The organism is Bacillus sp. FCW2, from assembly GCF_021228595.1.
In the GTDB taxonomy this organism is placed as follows: domain Bacteria; phylum Bacillota; class Bacilli; order Bacillales; family Bacillaceae; genus Bacillus; species Bacillus velezensis.
Window position 1 is genome coordinate 1,501,611 of the sequence record NZ_CP089436.1, and the last position, 14,152, is coordinate 1,515,762.

Consider the following 14,152-nt stretch of genomic DNA (forward strand, 5'->3'; position numbering starts at 1 on the left):
TCACCCTACATAAACAGCAATTTTTCAGCTTGAGTAGCAATGGTCTTACCGACATTTTTAGCCCGATAATAGCCATTTACCTGTCTCTTTAAGACACAGACTTCTGAGTTAACCTCGAACCCTCATAAGTGACCATTATCCGACCAACCACAATGACCAGTTGTAGTTGTAAAGTCGAATTTAATGCTTTTGTTCGTATGAAAATAGCATAGACATGTTTAGAAAAGGCTTCATCCACGATGGGGCAATACCCCGCTAATATCCACTTATCCGAAACCCTGGCATTCCAAGTCCTCAAACAAATGAATATTAGCCGAGAACTGATATCCCACATATCAGTAAACAGCTTATTATTGACGACACCCCCATGCCATCAATAAAAGAACTCTAATTAATTAACCTGGAGCTGAACACATGCGAAAAGAGGGGAGGGCGACAATTTCCTCCATAACATCTAACTCTGCCACTTTTAGGAGCATAAGCTCTATGTGACAAAGCGTGCAGGAAGCCTTTCCTGTCGTCCTCAGTAACTTTTATTAAGCTTTCACTGCGTCTTTTAGTGCTTTAGCAGGCTTAAATTTCACTACTTTTGAAGCAGGGATTTCGATTTCCTCGCCAGTTTGAATATTTCTCCCTTTACGAGCTGCACGTTCACGAACTTCAAACGTTCCAACTCCTGGAATCTTGATTGATTCACCTTTTGTAAGTGTTTCAACGATCACGTTAAATACTGCTTCTACTTTAGGCGCAGCTTCTTTCTTAGTAACTCCTAATTTTTCTGCAACTTCTCCAACAAATTCTGTTTTGTTCATATGTGATTTCTCCTTTATTATATTATTTTTATTCTTAATATGTACATGTCTTACCATAACTAGAAAATTTATAAATGTCCTTCAAACCCTTATGTATCAAGGGCTTCAGCGTTTTTCTATTTTATTAACATTTTTAGAGCGAATCTTTCTCATTGATTCTCTAGCCAAATTTCGTACCTGTATAGATTTAATTTCTTTAGCACAACTGGAGCAATACTTTGTTTTGTTACTTTTAATTTTAATCGGTGTATTACAAGCGGAACATTGTTTAACCCTCGGTTGATTTGTATATAGGTCATAATAGAGTCCTATATCATTAAAAGAATTAATTAAAATCGTTACTTCGCTATCAGGGTTAATCTCATATATAAAGGATAGTTTTATAAAACCTTTATTTCTTATTTCAACAATTCCCTTGGCAGCTAGTTCTCCGATAATTAGATGAAGTTTGTTTGCTGTGAGGGAAGTATGTGAAGAGTCAATTAACTCTTTGTACTTCTTATTGTTGCCCCCGTAAAAATGTTCTTCAGATTTCTCACCATATTTAGTTTCATGGATTGTTGAGTAAAGCTTGTTTAGTGTTAGGAGAGTAAAACAAAGTTTCTTTTGTACATGGCCAACATCTAAAGAGTCAATTACTTCAAGTTCGTTTTTCGTTATTTCAATTTGATCAATATTGATTAGAACATTTTCTTTTTTCCTTGCATAATTAAGGGCTGAATTGATTTTTTTAAAATAAAGAACCCGGCTAAAATCAGTAACATAGTTTTCACAAAACTCATAGAGTAATTTCTCTCGTTCTTTTGGCTTTTTACCCAATGATTTAAAATATTTAGCTAAGATTTTCATTTCAGTGCCGAAATTTTTTGAAATTAAGCCTTTTTTGAGTAAGAGCTCTGCGTAATCCTTTTCTTTAAACTTTATGTCACTCATTACAACACCACCTTTTTCAATGTGTATCTATTATTCAAATATTCGATCTCTCCTTTAGTATCAGAAGCAGGTATGTAAAATTCTTTTGCTTTCTTTTTGATATTTTCAAATATGTATTGGCCAAAAGCAGACCATAAAACTTCTTTGTTAGCTGTCTTTTCATCAAAATAAAATAATTTAACTAGGTAATTGGTTACTTCATTAACACTCGAACTTATTTGAAAAACCTCTTGTTTGAATAGTTCTTGTGAATTTGATATTTGGGTATGTAACTCAGAGTCGTACGAGCTTCTTTCAGAAGGATCTCCTGTGTTTAAAACAGCGCTTTGTCCAATAGATTTCTTAAACTTACCGTACAGGCCTTTGACTTTTAAGTATTTTTCCTCATCAAACACAGCTTCATCACTCAAATACAATTTATAAATTTCTTCATCACAATCATTGCTAACGATATTCCTTATTCCAAAATCAACAGACTCAATATATTTGCAAATACGATTCATTACACATTCACTTTCAATTACAGGATTAAATCTTTCAAATAGCTTCAAAAAGTCTCGTTGTTCTTTTGTTTTTCTTTTTACTGTCCTAAGCTCTTGAAGACTTACTCCAAACTTCTGTTGACAAGTAATGTCATAGCTTTTGACGTATTTTTTGTACTTATTTTTAGTTCCTTTATACAAATAGATGAAGAAATATGGGTGTCTGTCTAGCAAAATCCTATTCTTAAATTCTTTTTCAGTCTTAGTTTCATCAGAATCCGTGTCTTTAACCTTGTTGTAGTTAACCCAAGGGGAGGGAATACCTTTAACCTCTCTACCGATCTTAGCTTTATCAATCTGAGCGCTTTGAAGCTTTGTGCACATCTTTACTCGATTTAAAGTTGTTTCATATTCTTTAGAATCAGTGTCCAATTCAGCTAAAAGCGCATAACCACTTGTACTTTTGTTTGTTATTGAACCGATGATTGACCCAAAAGAGAATAAGTCTGCATTGAATAAGTCATCTTCGGTAAGAATCCTTTTCTCAGAAGTAGGAGGGGTATACACTACAGGTAACTCATCTTTATAAACTCCTTTGAGTACAGTTTCGTCTGAAGTAGTTGCAATGATGTCATAATCAAAATCGCTCCCAGCCCAGTTCATTGTTTCTGATCCATGTACATTAACGATTATTCCTGTGTAGTTATGTCTGTACCAATAATCAACTTCATCATTCTTCTTAAGAGTTAAGATCAAGTGTTCACTTCGGTAGGTGAGGGGGGCTCTCATACTATCAACATATTTGACACCTTTTTGATTCCAATAGTTAGAATAATACTCACGTTTTCCTAAAAGCCCAGTAACTTGAAGTCCACAAACATGCTGCATCATGGCATAAGGATCACTTACTAAAGTTTGAAAGTTCCCATCCAGAATTATGTCACCGAGGCAACCTCGTTGGATTTTCTTTTTCATTAAGTCATATATCTTCTTTTTTATGTATTTGTCATTAATTAAATTAGGATTAACAAGCAATGATTTTATCCAATGATTATCTGACTTGTCTATGTAATTTTCAACCTTATCGTCAGTTATATCAGTTCCAATGAGGAAGAGGATAGTGTAATAAATGTTTCCCCCGTTAACTCCTGTAATCCAATTAACAAATTTCTCACAAATCTTTTCAATATCCTCATTATTCAAATTAAGTGTTTGTAGAAACTGATAATTCATCTTCAAGATGTCTTTATCTTTTTTAGGACTATGAAGAGACACTCCCCATCTTAAATTGTTTTTTATGCAATTTTCCTGATAAACCTCAATTGAAGGGAAGCTGTCCCATAATTTAAATTGGCTTTCAGTCAAAATTACATCAATGTCTCTTAAATCAACTATCTTGGGGTTACCATTTTCATCTTTATAGGATGTTCTTATTCTGTAATTTCCGTTATTGACTGTTTCACAAAACTCATGAATAGGGAAGGTGTTTAGCATACCTTTTATAAAGTTTTGTCTAATACACCATTGTGCAGGAACGTAATCGAGCCCCAATTCTGCTGCCCATTTCTCTGCCATCTCATAGCTAATTAGACCCTGACCATCAAAACGATTAAATGATTCAACAATATCTTTAATTTCAATAATGTCATCATCTTCAAGTGGAGTTTCAGTAACAAAGTTAACTTTCACATTAGTATCGCTGTAATAGTCAGGTGTTAAACAAAATTTTGGAGTGCTAACTACTTTCGTAGCGCTGCCGGCCAGACCTTTGTACGCATTGAACTTGGAGGGGACTAGCATCTTATCTATATCTCGACCATTGTCTAATAATTTATTTAGTTGTTTAGCTGTTTTTGCTTCAATAAACACCACAGTTGAAGCTCTAGCCTGACCAGCTGATGAAGAGAATCTAACAAACTGTTTGCCGTTTAGAGTTAGACCTTTTCTATACAGATATCTATAGTGGCTAGGGTGCTCCATTTTAATTGTTATATACTCTGGAACAAAAAGAAGGTCATCTAGTTGTTCTTGAATTTCATTTAATCTTTTTGCACTTTCATTACTATGGTTGCTTTTTTTTATTTTTTCTTTTTCTATGTATAGGGTTCTAATCATGTCCTCACAAGATATCTTTTTTATATCTCTAATAGATCTCAAAATTTGATTGTCAAATAACGAGATAATTTCATTAAATTTTTTTGCTTCTTTAAAGGTCAATTTTATATTATAATTAAACTCTTTTAATCTAGAAGAGTTAAATTTAAAAGTAAAGTATTGAACATTGGTCAACGATTACTACCTCTTTTCTTAGTACAATTAGATAACATTTCAACATTGTTAAAACCAATTTCTTTTAGGGTGTTAATGATTTTATTAATATCATTTGATTCGTTAAACATATATATTATATTTTTATTCTTTTTAAATTTAACCGTATCTTCTACAAGCTCATTTTTAATAAATTCTTCATTTATTTCTTCTATGTTTCTATAATATTTAAATCGTTCATTACCATTTATCCAATAATCGTTTGTAATAATTTTGAGGTTAGAGTCTTTAACAATATTCATATTTTTTTGAAACCTTAACTCATTCTCTATTCTTTCCGAAATGAAGGGTTCTACACATTGTTCTATAAATTTAGAAACATTGTTATCAAAAACAGATTTAATTTTTAATGAATTTAAGTTCTTGTGCCTATATCCTTCTCTCCAAACTGTTTTTCTTTTTCTGTAGGTGGGATAAAAATAGTAATGTTTAGAACAAAAATCGATCTGTTCTTTCTTTATAAAAAAGACATAGTCTTCAAAATTAATCGAACAAATATAATATTGACTATTAAAACCTGAAATTTCGAAAGAGAGATTAAAATTACAGTATTTATCGTTCAACAATTTAACGACTTTTTTTATCTTTCTAATACTGATAGACTTTTTTAATTCCTTCAATTGCTTCAAGAATTCTAGGTGAGATGAATATTTAGAATATGATTCAATTACCTCACCAATGGTTTCTTTGTATTTTGATTTAAAATCGAAGGTTAAACAAATAGAATCATTAAATTCAACGTCTTTTGTCTTTACAGGCATGTAATAATGTATCTGGTCATCAAAACTAGACAGGTGGTTTAAAAGATCACCTTGAATATTGGGCTTAAGATAATACTTTTTTATAAACTCCGTAACAGTAAAGGTAAATGGATTAACCTCAAGGTTGTTAACATGAAGCACAGAGTCTCCAATTAAAAATGCTTCACTTTCTGTATCTAAGTAATACAGACCAAAACTAGATGAGCACTCTTTTTCAATTATTCTAAAACGTGAACTATGATTGTAACCCTCATAATGTTTTGTTAAATTATACTTTCCAATTCCTAGAATCCAGATATCAGTGATATTGTTTAATTTATAGAGTTCTTTCCTGTTTAAAAATTCTGTAGCTATAGGTGAACACTGAAATTCAATGACATACTTCTTTCCGTTTTTCTCAAAATAAATGTCAGGCCTTTGCTTAGTTTCAGGGAGCCATTTTTCTAATTCGCATTTATCAATGTTTGGCTGCTGACTAATCCAATTAAACAGCATGATCTTCCCTTTTCTATGTTCGTCTGTTTCTGGCTCGCTATAAAAATCACTACACTTTTTATTTTTATGTCTGAAATAAGGTGACACTATATCACCGTGACAATATTCATAAGTATCGTTGCATACTGGACATTTTAGGATCTTTTTATCTGACCACTTCTTTAAGGTATATCTATCATACTTGTTATCAAAACTCCGTATTATGTTCTCTCCAACTTTAGCTGTTAACAATCAATTCCCTCCACACTATTTTATTTTTACTCTAAAAGTGCTTAATATTCGCTATTAAGATATTGATTTACTAAACTTCGATATGTAAAGCTTTGCTTATTAATCTTTCCGTACCATTTATAATCCTGATAAAGGAATTCTTCTTCGGGTGTTGCTGTCCCATCGACTACTTTTCCCTCAATAAATCCCATTAAATGACTAAATAAATACTGCTTTTTCATCTTACACCTCCATACTATTTTATTTTTACTCTTAAAGTAATTAAAATAAAGACCACTTCATGTGGTTGTGTCTTTATTATATATTTTATTTTTACTCTTGTAAACATAAAAATCCAAAGTTAATTGGATTTAATTTCGATTAATTCAAAAAGATCGTCAACTTTACAATTTAGAATATGTGCCATCAATAAAAGATTGTATGTACTAGGGAGAACGGTTGCAAATCCCTCGCTGTCATTTTTACACCATCTAGATATACTTGCTCTTTCAGCTTTTATTTGCTCTGCTAACCAGCCTTTTTCAATACCTTTGCTGTTTAGAAATGAATCCAACTTACTTTTAACCCTATATTCCATTTAAATCATCCTTTTGCTGTTTGAATAAATTTTATAAAATGACTGGTTTACATACAAGCAGAGTATGATTATTTGCATTAAGATACAAAAATATTTGCATTTAAATGCAAATAGGCAATATAATAATTGTATATCAACCAAGATACTTCAAAATCATCAGATATTAAGGAGGGGTCACATGGATACTTATTTTGCTTCTGTCATTGACAACTTAACTCGAAATGATCTGTATATTCTAGGCTTATTGAGCGATGAAGGGGCTGATTTAAAGTTTAAATCAATTAGGAAGAAAACCATTCAAGCTAAAACTCAACTAACTGATGCTACTTTTAGAAAGAGCATTGATCGTCTTGAGGCCTTGCAGTTTATTAATATAGTGAAAAACAGTAAAGAGCATACAATTTTTATTACTCAATATGGTCAAGAAGCTTTGAGATATCAATTAGAAGGGGAGAGGGTTTAATGTTTGGTTTTATTGGAGTTGGTCAGGCCGGCGGAAGTGTAGCAGATGAAGCAATGAAGAGAGGATTTCATTCTGTCGCAATAAATTATTCACTTTCAGACCTTAATTCATTGGTCAATATTCAAGATAAGCTTCATCTGGTTGGGACAGAAGGAGTTGGCAAAGAAAGAAGTGTAGCAGCGAAACATATGAAAAACAACTGGGAATCTTCTATTGAGTTTATAAAGAACACAATGGAAAAGCCTTCAGTACAAGTCATTTTTGTTGTTTTCTCTGCAGCTGGTGGAACTGGTTCAGGGGTAGCTCCTATATTATTAGAATTGTTAAACGAATGTCTTACTCATAAAACAATAGTTGCTGTACCCATCCTTCCTGACAACAATGAAGTATTGGTCAATCAGATGAATTCACTGGAGTTGCTTGATGACTTATCTATGCCAGAGACATGTGTTTTACCTTTGGATAATCAAATGGTTTTGAGCAAATATGAAGGGAAGATTTCTGAAAGCAGACTATACAAGGAGACAAACAAGATGTTCCTTGATTTAATCGAAGTCTTACTCAATTACACGGACAGAGGCTCAAAGATCAGTACATTAGACAGGAAGGATTTAAATCAGCTTTTTGACACACCAGGAATCATGACTATTGCTCAAACAGACCTCAATGAATTTACAAATGAGGGTAAGTATTTTGATAAGCTGCATGAAGATATACAAAAGTCGTGGAACAATTCGATTTTCACTCCTGTTGAGTTTACAAATGTGATGAGAGCTGGAGTTATTCTGGATGTTCATGAGTTCTTAACGGAACATATATCGTATAATGAGCTGTTTAATGTCTTTGATAACAAGATGCCCCTAGACTTATTTAAAGGGCATTATGATAAAGGTAATAGGGCGATAACGATTCTTAGTGGATTAACCTGGATCAATGAGCGAATGAAGCAGTTAGATGATTTAATTGAAAATGGGAACACTGAAGTTAAAGAAACAACTGTTTATAAAGCGAAGAATCGCCGTAGAGAGGATTTATTTAAACCGAAAAAACTGGAGAACAAGGAATCGAAAAAGACCTCTTATATGGAGGCACTGAAGAGACTAAAGCGCTAATTTTAAAGGGAAGCTGCCTATTTTTGGTGGCTTGATTTTTTATGACCCCCCTTGGTGATCGTGAGCTAAAAAAGTGCTTATCGTCAATGAAGATCGGAAAGGGTTAATTAGTTGATATAGCAATGTTTTAGAGCTGTCAAAGGGGATAATAGGTGTTTTGTGATCGTAAAACGTAGACAGGAGAGAGGAAAAGTGGTTGTTTATTTAAAAATCCAATGAAAAAGGGGAGAATGAGGGGTAGAAAAACATTGATATTATAGGCTTTTACGATAGCGGTTACGATGCGAAAATAGGCTGAAAAATGGGAAAGTGAAAAAATAAGTTGGGTGTGGAAATGGAAGTGCTAGGGGTACATTTGTTCTTGTTTTTTAGCCTTTAGATGTTAATATACCCCCTATATATTGGTATTGAATTCCCTATATAAGATACGTTATGTAGGGTTTTTCTGATTTGGCTGATAAATTTACACAGCTAACACAATTTCAAATGAAAAACAATATTTATTTTTGAAAAAATAATTAAGCGGTCAATTTAAAAGTGAATAACCATTCATAAAAAATAATCGTGTGTATAACGAGAGGGAGCAAATCGAAGTCTTATTTTTTATCTTATACATTTTCATCCTCACACCTATTTTATATTCACTCTAATAATATTCCTTCTCATCCTTCATCTCATTACATCCACCCATAACCTTACCTGTTCTCATCTATATCCGTTTCCATTCACCACACATCATCATATATCCATCCCATAACACACAAACCATAACATCGTCAGAAGCATTCTAATACACCTAGAATCAATTTTAAATTAATCATAGTATCATTGGTATCCAATCCATATACACGCCTTATACAGCCTATAAACACCCATAAATAATAGTCCAAAATAATTTAAAAAAATCCATATTTAGAGTAAAAATAAAATGACTTTGTAGGAAAAATGTGCTATAATAGAGTTATAGGAAAGGAGGTGAACAGAGTGCTTGAGAAAGTGGGTATAACAATTGCTTTCCTTATTCCTATCACGGTTTTAATCATCAACTGTTTAACGATAGCTGAGAAGATTCAAAACCTGATGAAGAATAAAGAAAGCAAAAATAAAAAGCGTACACGCAAGCGCCTCCGTAGCAAGAGACAACGCAAACGTATACGCAGATAACACGCTAAAGGGGATTAATTCCCCTTTAGTCACTACCCATATTATAACATGGACAAGCACATTGTAAATATGAAACGATTCTCATTGTGGTTTACGAACATTACATTTGTTGTTTTATTCTTATTGTTCCTGTTCATCAAAGATTACTTCAGCAGCGGAATACAGTCGCTTATTACGGCTATCTTCATAGTAACGTGTATCATTGTCATTTTGTTATGGATCGCTTATTTTGCATACGCCAAAAGAAGGTAAACAAATCTAACTGACATCACAATTAATGGTGCTTATTAGTGGTGAGCGGGACAGAAAAATGGATTGACACAAATGAACCTGAAGAAATTGCATCTATGTTGCCAAAATAAAAAGTGATCAACAGTGCAATAATGATTCAATTTCTAGGCTGGAAGGACACTTTAATGATCTTGAAGAGAGAACTAACAATTGAATTTAAGACGTAAGAAGGAGCGGTATATTGTTTATCGTTCCTTTTTAAAAAGAAATTATAAGGAGGTAAAATGAAAGGAATATATCAGATAACAAATAAGCATAACGGAAAAAAATATATAGGAAGTAGCATAAATGTATTCAAACGTTGGGAACAACATATAAATGATCTACATTATGGGGTTCACCATTCTCATATCCTTCAGAAAGATTGGGATAAACATAGCTTAAATGATTTCACATTCGAAATATTGGAGCATGTAGAAAAGAAAAAGGATTTATTAAAAATAGAGCAAATGTGGCTAGATGGAGAGGGCACAGACGGTCTGTATAATGTTCTAAGCTCCACTACAATGCGGAGCATTTCAGCTCCTTCTAGTTTCGTAGAAGATGTGTTTTATTGTAAAAACCTTTCAGAGAGAACTCTGCATCTCTTAAAGAAAAACTTAATAATCCACGAGAAAAAAGGTAAGTTGCTTCATAGCGGAAATAATAGATATGACTACAGTAAAACTTGGTTCAATAAAAACTCTGGTGGTGCTGTGCAACAATTAAAATTGAATATGAATAATTATTTTTATAATCAAACAAAATCAACTAGTCAAGAGCGTTGCTGGACAACATTCACACAATATGCGAGACAATTAGAATTCAAAGGAAACAAGAAAAGATTTGTGCCTCTCAATGGTCAAGAGCTAAAGGAAAAGAAAAGTTATCTGTGCTTTGCAGCCAATTGTTTCCCAAACTCGTTTTTGATTGCGAAATATAACGAGTTGTCATCTCTAGATGAAGATACATACGCTTTATCTTTGATTTTAAAATGGATAATAAACTGTGGCAATATCAATAAGCCTTTAACAGTGTTCATTCCTTCGATGAGAATGGAAAAGCTGCTTTCACAATGGATATATAATATTTAAGGGGGAAGTCTGTATATATTATGAATAAAATTAAAATAGTTGATTCGGTTATGGGGAGCGGTAAAACATCTGCAGCGATTAACAAAATGAATTCTGCCAGTAAAGAAGAAACCTTTATATTCATCACACCTTATTTAAATGAAGTTGAGCGCATAAAGAAAAGCATAAAGTCCAAACAATTTTTCGAACCTAAAGTAAAGAAGAAAGGTGATAAAACACAATATAAGTTTGAATCCTTTCACGAACTCTTATCACAGAATAAAAATATTGTGGCAACTCATAACCTTTTTAAAAACGCAAACGACGAGACAAAAGAACTTATACTTGCAGGCAATTACACACTGATATTAGATGAAGTCATGGAAGTAGTGGAACAATTACAGGTGAAGAAACATGATCTAACAACACTGTTTGATTCCAATTTGATTTATGTTGAAGACGGTTTTGTCAAATGGAATGAAGAAAAAAAAGACTATGAAACACGATACGATGATATTCGAGATATGGCGTTAAATAACAACCTAATGTATTTCAAAGACAATATATTGATTTGGAACTTTCCTGCCGACGTATTCCAGTTATTCAAGGAGGTTTACATACTTACATATATGTTTGATGCTCAAATACAAAAGTATTACTACGATCTGAACAACATTAAGTATCAAAAGTACATTTCAGCTTACATGGATGGGCAGTATAGGTTCATTGATCACAGTACTGATTATGAAAGGAGCTTTAAGAAAGAGTTAAGAAACAAAATAAAAATATATGAAGGTAATCTAAACACAATAGGACAACTGGAGTTTTCACTGTCTTCTAATTGGTATAAAAATAAATCACCTTACACAATCAAAAAGGTGAAGAACAATGTATTCAATTACTTTAATAATATTGTTAAGTCGTCAAGTGATGAAGCTATGTGGACGACTTATTCAGACCATAAGAACAGAATAAAGGGTAATGGGTATACAAAGGGGTTTGTCTCATGTAATGCACGTGCAACAAATGAGTTTAAGCATAAGAAACACTTAGCATATACAATAAACAGATATACGAATACTGTTCTGTATAATTATTTTAAAGAAAAGTACAGTATTACAATAGACCAGGACGCATTTGCATTGTCTGAGTTAGTGCAATGGGTATGGAGGTCAGCTATTAGGGATGGAGAAGAAATAACTTTGTACATACCTTCTTTGAGAATGAGGAAGCTGCTTACAAACTGGCTCGATACCTGATAAAGAGGACAAACCTCTTAAACTTAAAAAATAAGCCAGTCATATCAAGGGTTTTAGAGCCTAAGTCTTAAGGAGAACCAGAAAAATAATTAAATAAAAAAATAATAAATTCGTCCGTAAAGTGCCTTTACGGCCGTCTCGTTTCAGCAAGCTGAACCTCGATAATATGTTTTTCTTTTTTTAGAATAAAAATAAAATAATTATTGAATATTTATAGTGATCATGTTAAAATTAAATCAAGTCAAAGGATTACATACATTTAGAGTAAAAATAAAATTTTTATAAAGAATGGGGAGATTGAAAATGACAGCTGTTTTAAGAATTAACGAAGAGTTAAACGGAATTGAACTTTATTTTGATAGTAAACCAGAACAAGAGGTTTTAACTCATCTTAAATCAAACGGTTTTCGATACTCTGGATTCAAAAAATGTTGGTGGAGCAAACGGACAGAAAAATCAATGCAGGTCGCTAATGGTGTCACTAAACAAGAAATCTCATCTTCTAAAACAATCACTAAAACCAAAAAGAAAGCTAAGGGCGTAAAAATGAGTCTGTGGGATGCAACACAATGGAGTGAATTCGAGGTTAACAAGGAACAAGAAGTGAAAGAAATGGCAAAGGAAATAAGAAAGCATTTGAGACAACGTTTCCCACAATGCAAATTCTCTGTTACTACTGGGGGAAGCAATTCACATAGCACTATTAACATCACAATCAAATCAAGTCCTTATGAAAAAGGCTCAGCTTATTTGACTGCGATTTATGATTATTGCAACAGCCTTTTAAACAATTATCGCCATTGCTACAGCCCAGCAGATCCTTACAGTGATTACGCAGGTAGTTACAATTTCTATGGTCGTGTTTCATTAGATTGGGAATACACAGTGACAGAACAAACAGAAGAAATTAAAGAAGATATGACACTGTTTGATTCAAAGATGGAAGAATTCGAAGAAGCCGAGAAAGCGAGAAAAGAAAAAGAACTTCAGGAATATTTAAAAGAGCAAGAGCTTAAAAATGCTGAATATAAGAGACGGCAAGAAGAAGAAAAGAAACAAGTCGAAAAAATCTATAGCAGCATTGTAGTAAAACAACTGAATGAAGATCAAGAGTATTTTGTTATTGATGCACAGTTTGCCAACTTAAACAAAAATCAAACACTTAATCAATATAAAGACGAGGTTGTTAAAGGTGACTACAGACTTGAAAATGTGAAAATTACAAAAGAAGTGCATTTCAATACTGAAGAAGCTTTAAACAACTTTTCTAACTTGCTTTTAAATGATTTTGATTTTCTTGCGGAAACCGGTGGAAGTTTTACGGAAGACAATAGAATCAACTCAATGATTGATTATTACAATATGGACGATCTTGAAAAGAACACAGTCAAATGGAATTTATATGGCGTAGGAGTGTACTACGGAGGGAAATTGCAATTTATTGTAGACGCTCAAGGCCATTCTTATGCCAGATATGTTGGCTTAGTGGATAATGCAAAAATTGAAAAGGAGGTTTCTCATAAGGAAGCGTTAAAAGAAGAATTGCAGGAGTTAAAACGTCAAGCGGGAAAAATAGAAGATCTTTCTAGCTCAGTCATTGAAGAATTAAATTTATTTGCAACCTGGAATAATGAAGACTGGGACAAATATAAAGCCTCACTCAAAGAAAAATTGAAATTGAATAATTTAAATTTGAGTAAAAATGTTATCCAACAAGTAGATACAGAAAAATTAAAAACTGCTTTATACAGAATTCTCCATGAAGTTGACAGCATCCAAGAACAATTTAAAAATGCTGATCTTGAAAAAGATGAAAAATATACTCTGTTTTACATATCTGATCTTGGATCTTTAATTACTGAAAGAATAACGTATGACAGTTGCCAGTCAACTAAATATGCTCAATATGATAATGCAGTGAAGTTGACATATCGGCCTGTAAATAAAAGGAATTTATATTACCGACACTTCTATTCAGAATTATTGATGTTCAAAGGATGGCACTCGCTGCCCGAAACAGTGTTGAATAATGTAGAGGTTAAACCAGATGGGACTAAAATAATTCACAGTAAGTACTACTCGTGTGACAAAAGACAATTTGACGAGGTTTTAAATTACTTAAATAATAAAAGCTTCAAACCTTTAATCAATACTTATAAGTCTAATCTATGAAATAAGAGGGGGATGGGAAA

General features: G+C 32.7%; 12 protein-coding genes. 6 read left to right on the forward strand and 6 right to left on the reverse strand.

Features of this window, described 5'->3' with window-relative positions:
• Positions 1 to 536 precede the first annotated feature (536 nt).
• The 6 genes from K3G25_RS07635 to K3G25_RS07660 all read right to left on the reverse strand — a co-directional run bounded on the left by K3G25_RS07635 (position 537) and on the right by K3G25_RS07660 (position 6,619).
• Complete coding sequence (locus K3G25_RS07635; protein ID WP_267894988.1) at positions 537 to 869, reverse strand: HU family DNA-binding protein; 333 nt, start codon at positions 867 to 869, stop codon at positions 537 to 539.
• Positions 870 to 917: 48 nt separating this feature from the next.
• A complete protein-coding gene (locus K3G25_RS07640) occupies positions 918 to 1,745 on the reverse strand; it encodes a hypothetical protein (RefSeq protein WP_076983617.1) in 828 nt (275 codons plus the stop codon).
• Positions 1,745 to 4,516, reverse strand: coding sequence for an RNA dependent RNA polymerase (locus tag K3G25_RS07645; protein WP_029974518.1), 2,772 nt, complete (start codon positions 4,514 to 4,516; stop codon positions 1,745 to 1,747). The genes K3G25_RS07640 and K3G25_RS07645 overlap by 1 nt, the downstream gene beginning before the upstream one ends.
• Positions 4,513 to 6,042 (reverse strand): competence protein CoiA, encoded by a 1,530-nt coding sequence (locus tag K3G25_RS07650; protein WP_029974520.1) that lies wholly within the window; start codon positions 6,040 to 6,042, stop codon positions 4,513 to 4,515. Before K3G25_RS07650 ends, K3G25_RS07645 begins: the two co-directional genes overlap by 4 nt.
• Positions 6,043 to 6,083: 41 nt before the next feature.
• The gene (locus K3G25_RS07655) at positions 6,084 to 6,263 is read right to left on the reverse strand and encodes a hypothetical protein (protein WP_029974522.1); all 180 of its coding nucleotides are present in this window, start codon (positions 6,261 to 6,263) and stop codon (positions 6,084 to 6,086) included.
• Between the two features lie 119 nt (positions 6,264 to 6,382).
• Positions 6,383 to 6,619, reverse strand: a complete 237-nt coding sequence (locus tag K3G25_RS07660; protein WP_021493593.1) for a helix-turn-helix domain-containing protein — start codon at positions 6,617 to 6,619, stop codon at positions 6,383 to 6,385.
• Between the two features lie 178 nt (positions 6,620 to 6,797).
• On the opposite strand from K3G25_RS07660, the gene K3G25_RS07665 reads away from it, so the two are divergent.
• The 6 genes from K3G25_RS07665 to K3G25_RS07690 all read left to right on the forward strand — a co-directional run bounded on the left by K3G25_RS07665 (position 6,798) and on the right by K3G25_RS07690 (position 14,132).
• Complete coding sequence (locus K3G25_RS07665; RefSeq protein WP_021493592.1) at positions 6,798 to 7,082, forward strand: hypothetical protein; 285 nt, start codon at positions 6,798 to 6,800, stop codon at positions 7,080 to 7,082.
• Positions 7,082 to 8,194: an FtsZ/tubulin family protein gene (locus K3G25_RS07670; protein ID WP_014417886.1), complete on the forward strand. Its 1,113-nt coding sequence runs from the start codon at positions 7,082 to 7,084 to the stop codon at positions 8,192 to 8,194. Before K3G25_RS07665 ends, K3G25_RS07670 begins: the two co-directional genes overlap by 1 nt.
• 984 nt (positions 8,195 to 9,178) lie before the next feature.
• The gene (gene yonT, locus K3G25_RS07675; RefSeq protein WP_021493591.1) at positions 9,179 to 9,358 is read left to right on the forward strand and encodes a type I TA system toxin YonT; all 180 of its coding nucleotides are present in this window, start codon (positions 9,179 to 9,181) and stop codon (positions 9,356 to 9,358) included.
• A 515-nt stretch (positions 9,359 to 9,873) separates the two neighbouring features.
• Complete coding sequence (locus tag K3G25_RS07680) at positions 9,874 to 10,722, forward strand: GIY-YIG nuclease family protein (RefSeq protein WP_029974526.1); 849 nt, start codon at positions 9,874 to 9,876, stop codon at positions 10,720 to 10,722.
• A 20-nt stretch (positions 10,723 to 10,742) separates the two neighbouring features.
• Positions 10,743 to 11,960 (forward strand): hypothetical protein, encoded by a 1,218-nt coding sequence (locus K3G25_RS07685; RefSeq protein ID WP_020954160.1) that lies wholly within the window; start codon positions 10,743 to 10,745, stop codon positions 11,958 to 11,960.
• A 303-nt stretch (positions 11,961 to 12,263) separates the two neighbouring features.
• Complete coding sequence (locus tag K3G25_RS07690) at positions 12,264 to 14,132, forward strand: LPD29 domain-containing protein (RefSeq protein ID WP_199449042.1); 1,869 nt, start codon at positions 12,264 to 12,266, stop codon at positions 14,130 to 14,132.
• Positions 14,133 to 14,152 lie beyond the last annotated feature (20 nt).